Source organism: Microbacterium sp. Root61 (assembly GCF_001427525.1).
Taxonomy (GTDB): domain Bacteria; phylum Actinomycetota; class Actinomycetes; order Actinomycetales; family Microbacteriaceae; genus Microbacterium.
This window is the reverse complement of sequence record NZ_LMGU01000001.1, coordinates 292,522-308,662: the sequence shown is the minus strand read 5'-3', so window position 1 is coordinate 308,662 and position 16,141 is coordinate 292,522. Positions and strand designations below refer to the sequence as shown.

The 16,141-nt window shown below is 68.4% G+C and carries 17 protein-coding genes; 9 read left to right on the top strand and 8 right to left on the bottom strand.

What is annotated here, in order from left to right; translation table 11 throughout:
• The first annotated feature begins 8 nt into the window (after nucleotides 1–8).
• The 5 genes from ASD65_RS01530 to ASD65_RS01510 all read left to right on the top strand — a co-directional run bounded on the left by ASD65_RS01530 (nucleotide 9) and on the right by ASD65_RS01510 (nucleotide 5,193).
• On the top strand, nucleotides 9–1,265 hold the full coding sequence (locus ASD65_RS01530; RefSeq protein ID WP_056217486.1) for a sensor histidine kinase: 1,257 nt from the start codon (nucleotides 9–11) through the stop codon (nucleotides 1,263–1,265).
• Entirely contained in the window at nucleotides 1,262–1,915 is a 654-nt protein-coding gene (locus tag ASD65_RS01525) for a response regulator (RefSeq protein ID WP_082561528.1), read from the top strand. The genes ASD65_RS01530 and ASD65_RS01525 overlap by 4 nt, the downstream gene beginning before the upstream one ends.
• A gap of 70 nt (nucleotides 1,916–1,985) precedes the next feature.
• Nucleotides 1,986–3,056 (top strand): mechanosensitive ion channel family protein, encoded by a 1,071-nt coding sequence (locus tag ASD65_RS01520; RefSeq protein ID WP_056217482.1) that lies wholly within the window; start codon nucleotides 1,986–1,988, stop codon nucleotides 3,054–3,056.
• Complete coding sequence (locus ASD65_RS01515; RefSeq protein ID WP_056217480.1) at nucleotides 3,053–3,529, top strand: globin; 477 nt, start codon at nucleotides 3,053–3,055, stop codon at nucleotides 3,527–3,529. The genes ASD65_RS01520 and ASD65_RS01515 overlap by 4 nt, the downstream gene beginning before the upstream one ends.
• A complete protein-coding gene (locus tag ASD65_RS01510; RefSeq protein WP_056217477.1) occupies nucleotides 3,526–5,193 on the top strand; it encodes an FAD-binding dehydrogenase in 1,668 nt (555 codons plus the stop codon). The genes ASD65_RS01515 and ASD65_RS01510 overlap by 4 nt, the downstream gene beginning before the upstream one ends.
• 46 nt (nucleotides 5,194–5,239) lie before the next feature.
• On the opposite strand, the gene ASD65_RS01505 is transcribed toward ASD65_RS01510, so the two are convergent.
• Nucleotides 5,240–5,914, bottom strand: coding sequence for a hypothetical protein (locus ASD65_RS01505; RefSeq protein ID WP_056217474.1), 675 nt, complete (start codon nucleotides 5,912–5,914; stop codon nucleotides 5,240–5,242).
• 58 nt (nucleotides 5,915–5,972) lie between these two features.
• Between ASD65_RS01505 and ASD65_RS01500 the strand changes: the two genes are divergently transcribed.
• Nucleotides 5,973–6,860, top strand: coding sequence for an acyl-CoA thioesterase (locus ASD65_RS01500; RefSeq protein WP_056217473.1), 888 nt, complete (start codon nucleotides 5,973–5,975; stop codon nucleotides 6,858–6,860).
• A 12-nt stretch (nucleotides 6,861–6,872) separates the two neighbouring features.
• Here ASD65_RS01500 and ASD65_RS01495 read toward each other — a convergent pair whose 3' ends face one another.
• The 4 genes from ASD65_RS01495 to ssb all read right to left on the bottom strand — a co-directional run bounded on the left by ASD65_RS01495 (nucleotide 6,873) and on the right by ssb (nucleotide 10,281).
• The gene (locus tag ASD65_RS01495) at nucleotides 6,873–7,388 is read right to left on the bottom strand and encodes an acyl-CoA thioesterase (protein ID WP_056217471.1); all 516 of its coding nucleotides are present in this window, start codon (nucleotides 7,386–7,388) and stop codon (nucleotides 6,873–6,875) included.
• Entirely contained in the window at nucleotides 7,381–9,063 is a 1,683-nt protein-coding gene (gene ettA, locus ASD65_RS01490; protein ID WP_056217469.1) for an energy-dependent translational throttle protein EttA, read from the bottom strand. The genes ASD65_RS01495 and ettA overlap by 8 nt, the downstream gene beginning before the upstream one ends.
• An 89-nt stretch (nucleotides 9,064–9,152) precedes the next feature.
• The gene (locus tag ASD65_RS01485; protein WP_235566570.1) at nucleotides 9,153–9,692 is read right to left on the bottom strand and encodes a DUF6993 domain-containing protein; all 540 of its coding nucleotides are present in this window, start codon (nucleotides 9,690–9,692) and stop codon (nucleotides 9,153–9,155) included.
• Between the two features lie 43 nt (nucleotides 9,693–9,735).
• Complete coding sequence (ssb, locus tag ASD65_RS18655) at nucleotides 9,736–10,281, bottom strand: single-stranded DNA-binding protein (protein ID WP_082561527.1); 546 nt, start codon at nucleotides 10,279–10,281, stop codon at nucleotides 9,736–9,738.
• Nucleotides 10,282–10,518: 237 nt separating this feature from the next.
• On the opposite strand from ssb, the gene ASD65_RS01475 reads away from it, so the two are divergent.
• Nucleotides 10,519–10,785 carry a hypothetical protein gene (locus ASD65_RS01475; protein ID WP_156378762.1) on the top strand — a complete coding sequence of 89 codons (267 nt, stop codon included), beginning with the start codon at nucleotides 10,519–10,521 and terminating at the stop codon, nucleotides 10,783–10,785.
• Nucleotides 10,786–10,806: 21 nt separating this feature from the next.
• Here ASD65_RS01475 and yczR read toward each other — a convergent pair whose 3' ends face one another.
• Nucleotides 10,807–12,231, bottom strand: a complete 1,425-nt coding sequence (yczR, locus tag ASD65_RS01470) for a MocR-like transcription factor YczR (RefSeq protein WP_056217467.1) — start codon at nucleotides 12,229–12,231, stop codon at nucleotides 10,807–10,809.
• A gap of 61 nt (nucleotides 12,232–12,292) precedes the next feature.
• Between yczR and yczE the strand changes: the two genes are divergently transcribed.
• Nucleotides 12,293–12,904: a membrane protein YczE gene (gene yczE / locus ASD65_RS01465; RefSeq protein WP_056224359.1), complete on the top strand. Its 612-nt coding sequence runs from the start codon at nucleotides 12,293–12,295 to the stop codon at nucleotides 12,902–12,904.
• A gap of 23 nt (nucleotides 12,905–12,927) precedes the next feature.
• Here yczE and ASD65_RS01460 read toward each other — a convergent pair whose 3' ends face one another.
• Together ASD65_RS01460 and ASD65_RS01455 are read right to left on the bottom strand one after the other, a co-directional pair.
• Nucleotides 12,928–13,137 (bottom strand): hypothetical protein, encoded by a 210-nt coding sequence (locus ASD65_RS01460; RefSeq protein WP_056217464.1) that lies wholly within the window; start codon nucleotides 13,135–13,137, stop codon nucleotides 12,928–12,930.
• 89 nt (nucleotides 13,138–13,226) lie between these two features.
• A complete protein-coding gene (locus ASD65_RS01455; RefSeq protein ID WP_056217459.1) occupies nucleotides 13,227–14,633 on the bottom strand; it encodes an MFS transporter in 1,407 nt (468 codons plus the stop codon).
• Between the two features lie 104 nt (nucleotides 14,634–14,737).
• Here ASD65_RS01455 and ASD65_RS01450 point away from each other — a divergent pair, with 104 nt between their 5' ends.
• Nucleotides 14,738–16,093: an aldehyde dehydrogenase family protein gene (locus ASD65_RS01450; RefSeq protein ID WP_056217456.1), complete on the top strand. Its 1,356-nt coding sequence runs from the start codon at nucleotides 14,738–14,740 to the stop codon at nucleotides 16,091–16,093.
• The last annotated feature ends 48 nt before the right edge of the window (nucleotides 16,094–16,141 follow it).

The following is a 16,141-nucleotide window of genomic DNA, read 5'->3' as shown; positions in this document are numbered from 1 at the left end:
TCGAGCGAATGGCTCGATCGCGCAGACTCGTCCTCGACCAGGGTTCTTCCCCGGTCGAGGACGAGTTGCGTCTGCCCCGTCCCCCCGGGGTCATCCGGCGGTTCTGGGGGCGGCATCCGCTCTTCGCCGACATCCTGATCGCGGTCTTCGCGCTCCTGCTGACCATCCCCAGCCTCACCGTGCGGGCGACGATCCCCGAGACTGTCAACGGCGCGGCGATCGCACTGCTCGTGATCTTGACCGTCGCGAGCTGCGTCGCGCTGGTCTGGCGCCGACGCTTCCCGCGCACCGTGTTCGCACTGGCCATCCTGCCGAGCATCCTCGTCGACACCGCCTTGGCCGCGGGTATCGGGTTCCCCGCGGCGATCGTCGCGATCTACACCCTCGCCGTCTACCGCAGCGCGCGCTCCTGCTGGATAGGCCTCGGAGTCGCGTGTCTCGCCCTCGCGCTGAGTTGCGTGGCGCGCATCGGGGCAGACCCCGACAGCCTCAGCCTGTTCATCAACATCGCGGTCAGCACCGCCGTGGCGCTGCTGATCGCCGCTCTGATCGGCATCAACGTCGGAAACCGCAAGCGCTATCTCGCCGCGCTGATCGAGCGCTCCCGCCAACTGCTGGTCGAGCGTGATCAGCGCGGACAATTGGCCGCCGCGGCCGAGCGCACGCGCATCGCGCGCGAGATGCACGACATCGTCTCCCACTCGCTGACCGTCATCATCGCGCTCGCCGACGGAGCATCCGCGACCGACGACGCGGACCGTTCGCGTCAGGCAGCGCAGGCCGCCGCTCAGACGGCACGCGAGGCCCTCGGCGAGATGCGCGACATGCTCGGGGTGCTGCGCGACGACACGTCCTCCGACAGCCCGCTCGCACCGTCACTCGACGGGCGCGCGCTCGACGCGCTCATCGAGAGCGCCCGCACGGCGGGCCTGCCCGCGACGCTGGTGCGCAGCGGCGGGCCGGTGACCGAACCGCATGCGCAGCTCGCGGTGCATCGCATCATCCAGGAGGGTCTGACCAACGCCCTGCGCTATGCCCGGCAGCCGACCTACGTGCGGGTCACCCTCACCAACGACGATGAGGTCGTGACCGTGACGGTCGACAACGACGGGTCACGGCCCGACGCACCCTCGACCGGATCCGTGCTCGGGCTCCGCGGCCTCCAGGAGCGGGTCAGCTTTCTCGGCGGCGAACTGAGCTACGGCATCACGAACGGTTCGCGATGGCGGCTGTACGCCCGACTTCCGAAGGAGACCACGTCGTGACCGACATCCGCGTCCTGCTGGTGGACGATCAGCCGCTGATCCGGATGGGCTTCCGCATGGTGCTGGATGCCGCCCCCGGCCTCAGCGTCGTCGGCGAGGCCGGCGACGGAGGGGCGGCCATCGCGGAGGTCGCGAGCCTCCGGCCCGACGTGGTGCTGATGGACATCCGGATGCCGGGAGTCGACGGCATCGAAGCCACCCGCCGACTGGTGGCCGCGCAGTCCCCGAGCCGGATCCTCGTGCTGACGACCTTCGATGCCGACGAGTACGCCTTCGCCGCGCTGCGCGCCGGTGCCAGCGGCTTCATGCTCAAGGACGCCCTGCCGGCCGAGCTGATCGCCGCCATCCGGGCCGTGCACGAGGGCGACGCGGTGGTCGCGCCTCGGGTGACGCGACGGATGCTGGATCTGTTCGGCGACCGTTTGCCCGACGCGTCGGCCACCGGACCGGAGGACACCGGGCTGACGGATCGCGAGCGGGACGTGCTGACGGCGATCGCCGCCGGCATGAACAACACCGAGATCGCCGCGCACCTGTGCGTGACGGAGTCCACGGTCAAGACCCACGTGGGCCGGGTGCTGGCCAAGATCGGTGCACGCGATCGCGTGCACGCAGTGATCTACGCGTACGAGAACGGGCTCGTCGCGTAGCGATCCGCCGAGCATCCGCCCGCAAATTCTTCCAGCCGTTGCCGAGGCGCCCGCGGATAGGATCGTCCCGATGATGATCCCGCTTGGCACCTCTCCCGTGACTGACCCCACCCTGTGGGACAAGGTCCTCGCGTTCCTGGTCGGCGCGGGCCTCAACCTGCTCTCCGTCGCCGGCATCATCGTCGGCGCGATCCTGCTCGCGTGGATCCTGCGCATCATCATCCATCGCGTCGTCACCCGGATCGTCTCGGGCGCGAAGAACAAGGCCAACGTCGACGACACGCAGGCGTTGGAGCGCTCCCCGCTGTCCGCGGTTCGGCTCGTGCAGCGTACGCGCACGCTGGGATCGATCCTGCGCAACATCGTCAACGTGACGCTCGTGATCATCTCGAGTCTGCTGATCATCGGCATCTTCGCGCCGAACGCGCTCGGCTCCCTGACGCTGCTGAGCGCCGCCATCGGCGCCGGGCTCGGTTTCGGCGCGCAGAACATCGTGAAGGACGTCCTCAACGGCATCTTCATCGTCGCCGAGGACCAGGTCGGCATCGGCGACGTCGTCGACCTCGGTCTTGCGACGGGAATCGTCGAGTACGTCAGCGTCCGCGTCACCCACGTCCGCGATGTCAACGGCACGCTCTGGTTCGTCCGCAACGGCGAGATCACCCGCATCGGCAACATGTCGCAGGGCTGGTCCCGGGTCATCATCGACCTCGCCGTGCCCGCGGATGCGAACATCGACGAGGTCGAGAAGGCGATGCTGGATGCTGCGAAGAGCCTTGCGAAGGACCCGAAGTGGCGCACCCGCGTCCTGGAGATGCCCGAGATCTGGGGATTGGAATCCGTGTCCGGCGATGCCCTCGTCATCCGTCTCGTCATCAAGACGCGCGCCAACGCGAAGGACGACGTCGCCCGCGAACTGCGCATGCGCCTCAAGCACGCGATCGACGAACTCGGTCTGACGCTGCCGCAGCTCAACTCGATCATGCTCACGGGTCTCGAGGCCGCCGGACGCGTCCGCGGCGCCAACCCGCCCAAGACCCGACCCACGCCGGTCTCCCCCGCTGCCGCGGAGGGCGCCGTGTGGAAGCCCAAGAAGGGCCGCGGACGCGGCACGACCCCAGAAACGGATACCCCCGCATGAGCACCCCGGATGCCTCGCCCCTGAGCTACTACGACGAGATCGGCGGGCACGAGGTCTTCGTCCGCCTCGTCGACGTGTTCTACGACGGCGTCGCCGACGACGAGGTCCTGCGCCCGATGTATCCCGAAGAGGACCTCGGCCCCGCCAAGGAGCGCCTCACGCTGTTTCTCGAGCAGTACTGGGGCGGACCGTCCACGTACAGCGAGAACCGCGGCCACCCGCGCCTGCGCATGCGGCACGCGGCCTTCCATGTCAATCCGGACGCCCGTGACCGCTGGCTCGCGCACATGCGCACCGCGGTGGACGCGATCGAACTCCCGCCGCTGCATGAGGCGACGCTGTGGGACTACCTGCAGCGCGCCGCGTTCGCGATGGTCAACACCTTCGAGCCCAGTGGCATCGGACCGGCCGCCGATGGCCGGGCCGAGGCATCCCTCCCCGTGACCGCACAGACGACGAAGGAGTCGCCATGAGCACAGCCCCCACCCACTCGACGGACGTCCTGATCATCGGCTGGGGGCTCGCCGGCCTCGTCGCCGCCGGCGAGGCGCTCGCCGCGGGAAAACGCGTGACGATCGTCGACCAGGAGCCGCGCACGAACCTCGGCGGGCAGGCCTGGTGGTCGTTCGGCGGGCTGTTCTTCATCGACTCCCCCGAGCAGCGCCGCTTCGGCATCAAGGACTCGATCGAACTCGCGCGCCAGGACTGGTTCGGCACCGCCGGCTTCGATCGCGAAGAGGATGCCTGGCCGAAGCGCTGGGCCGAGGCGTACCTGCAGTTCGCCGCCGGTGAGAAGCGCGCGTGGCTGCGCAGCAAGGACGTCGGGTTCTTCCCGGTCGTCGGCTGGGCAGAGCGCGGCGGCTACACCGCCACCGGCCCCGGCAACTCGGTGCCGCGCTTCCACATCACGTGGGGCACCGGCCCGGGCATCGTTGCGCCGTTCCGTGCCGCCGTGGAGCAGGGCGAGGCCGAGGGCCGCCTCACGATCTTGCCGCGACACAAGGTCACGGCGCTCTTGAGCTCCGGCGGAGCCGTCACGGGTGCCGCAGGCGACGTGCTGGCGCCCTCCGGCGCGGCGCGGGGCAAGGCGAGCTCCCGCGAGGTCGTCGGTGCGTTCGAGATCCTCGCCGGTGCGACCGTCATCTCGTCCGGCGGCATCGGCGGCAACCACGACCTCGTGCGCAAGCAGTGGCCCGCGCGGCTCGGCACCCCGCCCGAGACGATGCTCACCGGCGTGCCCGCCTATGTCGACGGCTCCATGCAGCCCGTCAGCGAGGCGGCCGGGGCCCGGCTGATCAACGGCGACCGGATGTGGCACTACGTCGAGGGCATACAGAACTGGGATCCGGTGTGGCCGGATCACGGCATCCGGATCCTCCCCGGCCCGTCCTCGGTCTGGCTGGACGCGACAGGCACCCGCCTGCCCGTCCCCCTCTTCCCGGGCTTCGACACGCTCGGCACGCTGGCGCATCTGCGCGCCACAGGTCACGACCACTCCTGGTTCGTCCTGTCGCAGCAGATCATCGAGAAGGAGTTCACGCTCTCGGGCAGCGAGCAGAACCCCGACCTGACCGGCAAGGACCTGCCGCTGCTGGTCAAGTCCCGCCTCGGCAAGGGTGCTGCCGGTCCCGTGCAGGCGTTCATGGACAAGGGCGCGGACTTCGTCGTGCGCGACTCCCTCGGCGAGCTGATCGCCGGCATGAAGGCGCTCCCCGGCGGCGATGTGCTCGATGCCGAACGCGTGCGATTCGAGATCGAGGCGCGCGATCGCGAGATCGACAACGACTTCACGAAGGACGCCCAGATCGCGATGCTGCGCTCGGCGCGCGCCTATCGCGGCGACAAGCTGATCCGCACAGCCGCACCGCACCGCATCCTGGATCCGAAGTCCGGTCCGCTCATCGCCGTCAAGCTGCACGTCCTGACGCGTAAGTCCTTGGGCGGCATCGAGACCGATCTGGACGCCCGCGCCCTCGGTGCGAACGGCGAGCCGATCCCCGGCCTGTATGCGGCGGGCGAGGCCAGCGGCTTCGGCGGCGGCGGCGTGCACGGCTACCGGGCCCTGGAGGGCACGTTCGTGGGCGGATGCCTCTTCTCCGGCCGCATCGCCGGTCGGGCCGTCGCAGCCGCCCTGTAGGGCGTCTCGAGGGCCGGCGGTCCTTCTCCGCGCTGTCAGGTGTGCGTCAGGCGTGCGTTCCAGTGCGCCGGACGGCGGTCAGGCCGGTCGCGAGCGGGCCGCGCACCAGGACGTGCCCGCGGCTCAGACTCAGTCTCGTCCATGGTCCGCTCACGCGCACCCGCACCGGTTCCGCGCCGCTGATGAACCCGAGGGCGAACGCGGCGAACGCGACGCCGAGCGGCAACCCGGCCAGGTCGTCGTCGTTCTCGCCCCAAACCCGGGCCCGGACTGCACGCACGACGTCTTCTCCGGCATCCGTCGGAACCGTCTCCGCCACCTGCGCGATCCCGTGCTGCGCCTTGGCCGCCAGGGTCGCCGCATCGAGATCGGGCCGGTCGGCCCACCCTCCTCGCGGCGCCGATATTCCCGCCCATGCCGGTGCCAGTCCCGTCGCGGGCAGCACGAGCGCCCGCCGGTCATCGTCGCTCGCGGCCAGCGTCGACGCGGTGACCACGACGTCGCAGACCAGCTCGGGATCGGCATGCAGCGTACGCATGCCCAGCACGGTCGGCGTGGAGTCCCCGAGTCCCTTGGGCGCTAGAGGTGCGGCTGTCATCGCGAGCACCCCGCCGGAGGCCTGCAACCGCACCGCGTCCTCGGCGAGCAGGCTCGCGCGGCGCGCGAACGTAAGGGCATCGACCGCGGAGTCCGCGTCGGCGAGAAGCAGGCGATCGGACATCGTTCTAAGCTACCAAGGGTGACGATCGGGTGGCTGGTGCCCGCGGACAGGAGATGACGTGCCCGAGGCCGAACCCGTCCAGGACTCGATCGATGCGCTGCTCGCCGTGCTCGATCTCGCATCCTCCGATGCGAGGACCACGGAGGACATCTTCACCGGAGTGTCCCAGTCGATGCCGTTCGGCCGGGTCTACGGCGGACAGGTGCTGGCGCAGTCCCTCATCGCCGCCGAGCGCACCATGCCGCCGCAGCGGATGGCGCACTCGATGCACGGCTACTTCCTGCGCCCGGGCGATTCCACGAGGAGCATCACGTTCTCGGTGGATCGCATCCATGACGGGCGATCCTTCTCGACACGGCGCACGCAGGCGTACCAGGACGGACTGCCGATCTTCTCGATGATCGCGTCGTTCCAGGACGAGCACCCCGGCCTCGAACACCAGGCGCCGATGCCCGAGGGGCTGCCGCAGCCGGAGGATCTGCCGGATGTCGAGCAGCACTTGCTCGCCGTCGACCCGGCCCGCAAGCAGTTCTTCACGAACCACCCCGTGGAGCTGCGTCACATCCCCTCCCCCATCTACTTCTCCGTCGAAGGAGATCCGGCGCCATCACAGGCCGTGTGGATGCGCACGCGCGGTCGCCTCCCTGACGACCCCGCGATCCACCGTGCGGCGCTGGCGTATCTCAGTGACCTCAGCATCCAGGAATCGATCCTGCGCGCCCACGGTGTGGCCTGGGTGACCCCGGGATTGAAGGTCGCGAGCCTCGACCACGCCATGTGGTGGCACCGTCCCGGACGGGTCGATGAATGGATGCTGTACGTCCAGGAGTCGCCCAGCGCCCGCGGCGGGCGCGGCTTGGGCACGGGTCGCATCTACGCGCGCAACGGCGCACTCATCGCCAGCGTCGCGCAGGAGATCATGGTCCGGGTCCCGGACACGAGCTGATTCGGGCGGCGCTCAGCGCCGGTGGGCGTACACGATCGGCGCGCCGAGGTACGGCGCCCAGGCGGCCCGTTCTTCGGTCGTCAGTCGCACGGGGCGCCCGGTCGTGGCATCCGTCTTGACGACCACGGTCGTCGCCCGCGCGTACACGGTCTGGACTTCGTCGACCGCGGTCTCACGAGGACTGCGCACCTCGTAGCAGACCTCGATGCTGGACCCGCCGAGCTTGCCGAACCACAGCTGCACGTCCAGCGGATGCCGCTGGTACGGCACCGGGAAGAGATACTCGATCTCCTGGCGGGCCACCAGCGTCAGCATGCCGCTGGTGATGCCGGCATCCATCACCGCTGTCGGCGGTGCGTCCTCGCCGGCGGCAGGCCGCCAGAACGCCCGCACGCGCACCTCTTCGAGGAGCTTGAGCATCGCGGTGTTGTTGACGTGGTTGTACGCATCCAGATCGCCCCAACGGAGCGGGATCGGGATGTGCAGGCGCGGTGCGGATGCTGCGGCCGCCGCCCTCTCGTCAGTCACGCGTGAGCTTGCGGTAGGTCGACCGGTGCGGCTTGGCGGCGTCCGCTCCCAATCGCTCGACCTTGTTCTCCTCGTACGCCTCGAAGTTGCCCTCGAACCAGTACCAGCTCGCCGGGTTCTCCTCGGTGCCTTCGTACGCCAGGATGTGCGTCGCGATGCGGTCGAGGAACCACCGGTCGTGCGTGATGACGACGGCGCAGCCGGGGAACTCGAGCAGCGCGTTCTCCAGGCTGCCGAGGGTCTCGACGTCCAGGTCGTTCGTCGGCTCGTCGAGGAGCAGGAGGTTGCCACCCTGCTTGAGCGTCAGCGCGAGGTTGAGGCGGTTGCGCTCACCACCGGAGAGCACGCCGGCCTTCTTCTGCTGGTCCGGGCCCTTGAACCCGAACTGCGAGACGTACGCGCGGGATGGAATCTCGACCTTGCCGACCTGGATCCAGTCGAGTCCGTCGGACACGACCTCCCACAGGTTCTTGTTCGGGTCGATGCCGCCACGGCTCTGGTCGACGTAGGAGATGTCGACCGTCTCGCCGACCTTCAGCTCGCCGCCGTCGAGGGGCTCGAGCCCGACGATCGTCTTGAAGAGCGTGGTCTTTCCGACACCGTTGGGGCCGATGATGCCGACGATGCCGTTGCGCGGCAGCGAGAAGGACAGTCCGTCGATGAGGGTGCGGTCGCCGAAGCTCTTCTTGAGGTTCTTCGCCTCGAGCACCAGCTGACCCAGGCGCGGTCCCGGCGGGATCACGATCTCGTCGAAGTCGAGCTTCCGGGCGCGGTCCGCCTCGGCGGCCATCTCCTCGTAGCGGGCCAGACGCGACTTGGACTTGGTCTGGCGACCCTTGGCGTTGCTGCGCACCCACTCGAGCTCGGACGCGAGGCGCTTGGCGAGCTTGGCGTCCTTCTTGCCCTGGACCTGGAGACGCTCCTGCTTCTTCTCCAGGTAGGTCGAGTAGTTGCCCTCGTACGGGTACAGGCGGCCGCGGTCGACCTCACAGATCCACTCCGCGACGTGGTCGAGGAAGTACCGGTCGTGTGTGACGGCGAGCACGGCGCCGGGGTACTTGGCGAGGTGCTGCTCGAGCCACTGGACGCTCTCCGCGTCGAGGTGGTTCGTGGGCTCGTCGAGGAGGAGGAGGTCGGGCTTCTGCAGCAGCAGCTTGCAGAGTGCCACGCGACGCTTCTCACCGCCGGAGAGGTTCGAGACGATCGCGTCGGGTGCGGGGGTGCGGAGCGCGTCCATGGCCTGCTCGAGCTGCGAGTCGAGGTCCCACGCGTCGGCCGCGTCGATGTCCTCCTGCAGTGTGCCCATCTCGGCCAGCAGCGTGTCGAAGTCGGCGTCGGGGTCGGCCATCAGCGCCGAGATCTCGTTGAACCGCTTGAGCTTGCCCATGATCGGGCCGACGCCCTGCTGCACGTTCTCGAGCACGGTGAGGTGCTCGTCGAGCTCGGGCTCCTGCATCAGGATGCCGACCGTGAAGCCGGGGGTCAGCTTGGCCTCGCCGTTGCTGGGCTGGTCGAGCCCGGCCATGATCTTCAGAATCGTGGACTTACCGGCACCGTTCGGGCCGACGACGCCGATCTTGGCACCGGGCAGGAACGACATCGTGACGTCATCGAGGATGACCTTTTCGCCCACAGCCTTGCGGGCGCGAATCATCTGATAGATGTACTCAGCCATAGTGTGTGTTGCTCCTCCGCGCGACGACTCCAGCCCCCCAGCCTACCCGGCTCGAGTCGCCTCGAATTCGCGGGCGCACGCCACCGTCGCTACCAGTCGATGGCGCGCGTCGTGCCGACGAGGCAGGCGCCTTCGGGCAGTGCGGGAAGGACCTTCGTGACGACACCGCCGGTGGCCGGTCCGACCTGGCCGACGAGGCACTGCTCACCCCACAGCACGGAGAACTGAATGCTCTCCGCAGCGTTGCCGACGGTCGTCATGTCGCTCGTGACCTGCATCGCGGCCTTGTCGAAGCCGACCACCACGAGGGCGTCGATGTAGGCACGGCCCGTGACGTTCTCCGGGCTCGCCCAGACGGCATCGACGACAGAGGTGAACAGAGGCAGATTGTCTTCGGCCGTGCCGTCCGGCACCAGGGTCGGCACAGGCGGCGTCGTCTCGGTCGGAGTAGGTGCCGCCGACGCCGTGCTCGAGGCCGTGTGCGTCGGCGACGGAGGACTCGACGGGGTGAGGTTCGAGCATCCGGCCAATGTGAGGGCGAGGCCCGCAGCGGCGGCGGCGATCAGCGTCAAGGGCAGCCGCGCCCCGAAGGCGAGGCGCGGCGGGCGGGGCTCGGAGCGACGGGACACGGGGAGAGTCTAGGCCGCCACTCCGAGCAGTCGCCCAGAACGCTCAGAACGGTGGCTCTGCGTCGGCGCCGGCCGACACCAGCGCGAGCCGGTCGGCATCCTCCAGCGGGACCGCCCATTCGCCCGTCGCCGCGGTGGCATCCGCGCCGCCCGGCACGGCAACCGCCCACTCGTCGCCACTCCCGGTACCGTCCGGTGCACTCCCGGGCAGGGCCGGCTGAGACCGGACCATCCGCTCGTCGCGCCGGAACGACGTGGTGCCCCACAGCAGGTCGTGCCCGATGGCGTCGGCGTCGATCTCGGCGGAGATGCCCTTCTTCACCGGGGTCTCCCACTCCCGGAGCTTCAGCCGTCCGGTCAGAATCACCCGATGCCCCTTCCGCAACGACTCGTATGCGTGTTCGGCGAGACCGCGGAACGTCGAGACGGTGTACCAATTCGTGGCGCCGTCGACCCAGGTGTCGGTCGCCTTGTCGTACCGGCGCTGGCTGCTGGCGATTCGGAAGCTGGTGATCGGCACGCCGCTCGGCGTGCGCTTCAGCTCGGGTTCGGTCGCGATGTTGCCCGTGACCGTGATCGTGTCGCTCATGTCGCATCCTTTCGATCCGGAGACCTTCCCCGGCTGCGTCGGTGCCCGAGTGCCCGTCGGGCACCGACGCTGCGACCATCGTGCGACCCTGTCCGCAGGATCCCGCCGTCACTTCGACGGGTGGGGAGAACACGCGCTCGCATCGAGGCTGTGGAGGAGAGGTCGGCGCACTCGAGGCTGGTCAGACGGCAAATGTCGGAGGTCGGGGATAGCTTTTCGACACGGAAAGGAACCGCCATGGCGACCACGATCGAATCCCGCGTGACAGCACCCCCGCGGGCGCTGTCCGCAGCCGCTCCGTACCGACTTCTGCCCGCGGGCGGGTCGCTGTGGCGCGTGGTGGATGCGAGAGGACTCGTCATCGGCCACATCCAAGAGTTCACGGATGGCGGCGACACGCGATTCCGTGCGCGGCGCTATCGCCCGGCGAGTCGCTCTTTCCTCGAACTCGGTGACTTCTGGTCACGCGAGCAGGCGGTGGAATGCCTGCGCTTCACGCGCTGACACCGGCATCATCGAGCCGGCTCAGACGAGCGCCTCGACATGGTCGACCATGGTCAGCGGCGCGCCCGCCCGCACACGGGGCCACGCCTCCGCCAGCACATCCGCGGCACGCACAAGCTCCTCCGGCGGCGCCGTGAACGGAATGCGCAGGTGACGGTCATGCCCGCCGTCGACGGAGAACCTCGGGCCGGCGGACAGGAGCAAGCCGCGGGATCGCGCTTCCATGACCAGGCTTGCGCTCAGCGGCGCATCCAAACCGACCCACAGCGACACGCCTCCCGCGGTGCACGGGACGCTCCATTCCGGGAGTCGCAGCGAGAGCGCTGCCGTGAGCGCATCACGCCCCTGACGCAGCAAGTGGGAGCGCTGCACCACGATCTCGGGCATCAGCGGGAACAGCGCCGCCGCAACGGCTTGCTCGAACTCCGGCGTGCCCAGGTCCTGCGTCGATCGAGCCGCGGTGAGCCGACGAATCAGGTCGCTTTCGGCCCGGATCCAGCCGACGCGCAGTCCACCCCACACGGTCTTCCCGAGCGACCCGATACGCACGATGGTGGTCGGGTCCTCGGCAACGATCGCGGGAGGTGCGGCGAGCCGATCGATATCGAGGTCCGCCGTCGTCTCGTCGACGAGAAGGATCGCCCCGATCCTCTCCCCGGCGCGGACGAGGCTGTCCCGCTCGTACGCCGACATGGATCGCCCGGTGGGGTTCTGGAAGTCCGGCATCAGATAGGCCAGGACGGGCAGCGTACGCGCGAATGCCTGCTCGGCCCGATCGATGTCCCAGCCATCCTCGGTCGTGACCGGCACCCCGACCAGACGGGCACCTGCACGGCGGAGGGCATCCGCGGCGTGCGGATACGTCGGCGTCTCGATCAGCACGCGGTCGCCCCGCCCGAGCAGTACGGAGGCGAGGAGGTGGATGGCGCTCTGTGCGCCGGTCGTGACGAGAATCTCGCTCGCGACTGTCGGGATCCCCCGCTGCGCGTAGTGGTCCGCGATCGCCTCACGCAGGTCGTGGCGGCCGATGACGTCGTAGCCCACCCTCGAGACCAGGGCCGCCGCGGAGCTTGCGACGTCGGCGAACACACCGGTCAATCCCGGCCAGGCGGGAGGACTGGCCTGCTGGAGATCGATCGTGCCCTCGATGGACGACGCCTTGCCCGGGTCTTCCCGGCGCAGCGGCAGCGTGACGCTGCCCGAGCCGCGCGTGCTCTCGATGTGGGCGCTGTCGCGCAGGCTGCGATAGGCGGCCGCCACCGTGGTACGGCTCAATCCGAGGGACGCGGCCAGTTCGCGCTCGGCCGGCAGGGCTGTGCGCGGGGCGAGGCGATTATCAAGACAGAGCAGACGGATGCCGTCGGCCAGGGCTTCGTACGCCGGCTCTCTGGTGCGCCATCCGCCCAGCGCTGCGGACAGCATCCGCGCCGAGATTCGGGAGTCCATAGGGCCAGCTTATCCAGATTGGCCACTTCGTAAAGATCCACTTTTGCGATTGGATATGAACATGCCTCGTCGCGTCATCCAGCTCCTCGTCGGTCTCGTCCTCTACGGCACGGGGTGCGCGCTGACGATCGAGGCCGGACTCGGGGTGGACCCGTGGACCGTTCTCGCGGAGGGCATCTCGATCCACACCGGGATCGGGATCGGCTGGGTGACGAACCTGCTCGGGTTCCTCGTCCTGCTGCTGTGGATCCCCCTGCGCCAGAAGCCCGGCATCGGCACGATCGCGAACATCCTGCTCGTGGGTACGAGCCTGCAGCTCGCGCTCGGCGTCATCCCGCCGATCTCCGGAATCATCGGCCAGTTCGCCGTCTTCGCGCTCGGGCTGGTCCTGGTGGCCGTCGCGTCCGGCCTGTACATCGGCGCGCATTTCGGGCCTGGACCGCGCGACGGCCTCATGACCGGCATGCACGCGCGCCTCGGCTGGCCGATCTGGCTGTGCCGCCTCCTCGTCGAGGCGACGGTCCTGGTCATCGGCTGGCTGCTCGGCGGCACGGTCGGCATCGGCACGGTGCTCTTCGCGGCCCTCATCGGCCCGCTCGTGCACCTCGCGCTCCCGCTGCTGGACACGCGCCCGCGCGCCTTGCGCGCCTCAGCCACCGCGCCGGCATCCTGAGCCCGCGGGAGTGCGATCTGTTCTCAGTGCTCCCGGAACTGCGGCCAATCGGCGCCCGCCGGCAGATGGGCGTGCAGCGCGTTCTTGGCGATCTCCATCGTCGGATAGACCCCGACGTGCGTATCCGCGCCCGCCATGGTGACGGTGTACCCCTGCGGATCCTTGCGAATCGAGCCGACCACTCCCCCGGAGCCGTATGCCACCCAGAGTGCCTGTGTGTTCGTGTCAGTCATGACAGTCCTTCCGACTCTCCCGACGCTACGCCGACGCGGTCCAGGAAGCCAGGGTGAAAGCGCGGCGAACGGGCGAGAGATCCAGATGGTCACGCGGATGCGGCCGTCGGTGCTGCCGCGTCTCCCGGTGCGCGCCCGACCACGGCGATGGCGACGGCGGGGACCAACGCCAACAGGGCAGCCGCACTGATGGCCATGAAGGTCATCGTGAAGCCCGCTTCCCCGCTGATCGCCAGCAAGGCTCCGCACACCTGAGCGCCGAATGCACCCCCGATGTTGCGCACGTTGGTGTTCATCCCGCTGACTGAACCGACCTCGTTCTCGGGCACGATCGCGACGATGACCGACGTGAGGTGTGCATTGATGAGCCCGATCCCCGCCCCCATCAGAGCCGTGGCGCCGATCATCTGAAGCGGGGCTTCGTGCCAGAGCGTGTAGCCGCTCGCACCGGCTATCGCCAGGAGCACTCCCAGCAGGATGCTCAGGCGCGAGCCCGGCCAGCGATACATCGTCGAGGCGAGCAGGCTCATCGCCAAGAACATCATCGGCTGCGGCAACAGGTAGATCGCCGTCTCCGCGATCGTCGCACCGAAACCGAAGCCCCCGTCCTTGGGCGATTGAACGAACGCCGGCACCGCGATCATCGCGGCGAACAGGAGGAATCCGAAGAGGAAAGCCAGCATGTTCGCCCAGGCGACCGTCGACGAAGCGAGTAGTCGGACATCGACGATCGGTACGACCGCGCGAAGCTCGACTACCGTCCACAGCACGAACGCCGCCACCGTAACCAAGGTCAACACGATCGTGATCGGCGATGTCCACCCCCAAGACCCGGCCTGCGTGATGCACAGCAGCAGTCCGGTGAGCCAGCCTGCGAGCAGGAGCGCACCCGTCACATCGATCGGTCCCCGAGCTGTGAGCTTGGCGCCGAGCGGCACGAACACCCACACCATGACGGTCGCCGTAGCGACCACGGCGGCAGCGATCACGAAGACACTTCGAAGACCCGCTCCGGCGACAAGGGGGCCTGCCGCCACCACGGCGATTCCGCTTCCGACGGCGATCATCGCCGATACGAACCCGATAGCGCCGACCATGGCTCGCGGGCTCAGACGTTCGCGGAGAATTCCGAACGCGAGGGGAAACATGGCACCGGCCGAACCCTGAATGACGCGCGCAACCACCATCATGGCGTAGGTGTCCGCCAGCGCGGCGAGGATGGTGCCGGCGGCGAAGACGATCATCACGATGCGCAGTACTCGAGCTCGACCGAACATGTCGCCGAGTCGCCCCGCGATCGGCATCGCGATCGAAGAGGCGAGCAGAAAAGCAGTCACCAACCACGCGATCGCGGCGGCATCGGTGTCATAGACATGCCGGAGAGTAGGCAACAGCGGATTGAGGAAGGCCTGCATCAACCCATGGCTGAACGCGGCGGCTGACAGGGCAGCGACCAATCGGACGCGGTCGATGCCGCTGGCGGGGGTGCCCGTCACTGGCGCCTTCCTGACACCGAAACGTCGAAGTTGCCATCCGTGCACCAGCGCATCGTCACCTTCACGCTGATAGAATATCTCTGATCAGATAGAAAGGGCATCCAATGGCGTATGCATCCACCAACCCATTCACAGGCGAGGTCATCGAGAGGTTCGACTACGCGACCGACGCGGCCGTGGACGCGGCACTCGATCAGGCCCACCGTGCGTTCGCCTCCTGGGCACGAACACCGATCGGTGAACGCGCAGCCTTGGTCGCGCGGGCAGCGGAGCTCATGCGGGAGCGCCATGAAGAACTCGCACGCCTCGCGACCCTCGAAATGGGGGTCACCACCGCGGTGTCCCTGATGCAGGCATCCACTGTTGCGCCGGGCATCCTCGACTACTACGCGACACACGCCGAGGAGTTCCTTGCGCCGCTTGATCTCGGCGGCGGAGCGAAGATCAGCCGGGAGCCGATGGGCATCGTGTTCGCCATCGAACCGTGGAATGTCCCGTACTACCAGGCAGCACGCGCGGCCGCGCCGAACCTCGTCGCAGGGAACGTCGTCGTGCTCAAACACGCCAGCATCGTCCCTCAGACGTCGGCGGCTTTCGAGTCGGTCTTCGTCGATGCGGGATTCCCCCCGGGCGTGTTCACCAATCTCTACGCGACCCATGAACAGACCGCACGGATCATCCAGGATTCGCGGGTGCGCGGCGTCACTCTCACCGGCAGCGATCGAGCCGGACGGATCGTGGCGGCGCAGGCCGCCGCCGCAGTGACACCTGCCGTGCTCGAACTCGGCGGTTCGGATCCGATGGTGATCCTCGATGATGCAGATCTCGAGTTGGCTCTGACGCAGGCCATGAACCGATTCCGGCTGTGCGGCCAGGTATGCGTATCCCCGAAACGGATCATCGTCGCGGAGACGCGCTACGACGAATTCCTCAGCCGCTACGTCGAACGCTGCGAAGCACTCACCGTGGGCGACCCGTTCGACCCCACAGTGGACATCGGGCCACTTTCTTCAGAATCGCAGGCGGAGACCGTCAGGGAGCAGATCGCCGCGGCGATAGCGGCCGGCGCGACGGCGATCGAGGTGGGAGCCGAGATTCCGTCCGTGGGTGCTTTCGTGCAGCCCACGATCTTGACGAACGTCGACTCGGCCAGTCCGCTTTACGGTGAGGAGATCTTCGGTCCTGTGCCGATGGTCTTCTCGGCATCGAGTGACGAGGAAGCAGTTCGCATCGCCAATGACACCGAGTTCGGGCTCGGCGGGTCCGTGTTCAGTACCGATCCCGATCGCGCCGAACGCGTCGCACGTCGGATCGACGCGGGAATGGTGTGGATCAACCGCGCGGCAGGCAGCGAGCCACGACTGCCCTTCGGCGGCACCAAGGCATCCGGCTACGGAACCGAGCTGGGGCGCGAGGGGCTCTATCAGTTCCTCAACAACAAGCTGATCAACCGCCCCTGACATACAGGCGGCACTTTTCAGCGAGAGCGAGCCGGAGCCTGTTCTCGA

Excerpts from the sequence above, each read along its gene's own strand:
- ASD65_RS01530 (WP_056217486.1), top strand. The coding sequence starts at position 9 with ATGGCTCGATCGCGCAGACTCGTCCTCGACCAGGGTTCTTCCCCGGTC.
- ASD65_RS01520 (WP_056217482.1), top strand. The coding sequence starts at position 1,986 with ATGATGATCCCGCTTGGCACCTCTCCCGTGACTGACCCCACCCTGTGG.
- ASD65_RS01515 (WP_056217480.1), top strand. The coding sequence starts at position 3,053 with ATGAGCACCCCGGATGCCTCGCCCCTGAGCTACTACGACGAGATCGGC.
- ASD65_RS01510 (WP_056217477.1), top strand. The coding sequence starts at position 3,526 with ATGAGCACAGCCCCCACCCACTCGACGGACGTCCTGATCATCGGCTGG.
- ASD65_RS01505 (WP_056217474.1), bottom strand. The coding sequence starts at position 5,914 with ATGTCCGATCGCCTGCTTCTCGCCGACGCGGACTCCGCGGTCGATGCC.
- ettA (WP_056217469.1), bottom strand. The coding sequence starts at position 9,063 with ATGGCTGAGTACATCTATCAGATGATTCGCGCCCGCAAGGCTGTGGGC.
- ssb (WP_082561527.1), bottom strand. The coding sequence starts at position 10,281 with ATGAGCGACACGATCACGGTCACGGGCAACATCGCGACCGAACCCGAG.
- ASD65_RS01475 (WP_156378762.1), top strand. The coding sequence starts at position 10,519 with ATGGCGACCACGATCGAATCCCGCGTGACAGCACCCCCGCGGGCGCTG.
- yczR (WP_056217467.1), bottom strand. The coding sequence starts at position 12,231 with ATGGACTCCCGAATCTCGGCGCGGATGCTGTCCGCAGCGCTGGGCGGA.
- yczE (WP_056224359.1), top strand. The coding sequence starts at position 12,293 with ATGCCTCGTCGCGTCATCCAGCTCCTCGTCGGTCTCGTCCTCTACGGC.
- ASD65_RS01460 (WP_056217464.1), bottom strand. The coding sequence starts at position 13,137 with ATGACTGACACGAACACACAGGCACTCTGGGTGGCATACGGCTCCGGG.
- ASD65_RS01450 (WP_056217456.1), top strand. The coding sequence starts at position 14,738 with ATGGCGTATGCATCCACCAACCCATTCACAGGCGAGGTCATCGAGAGG.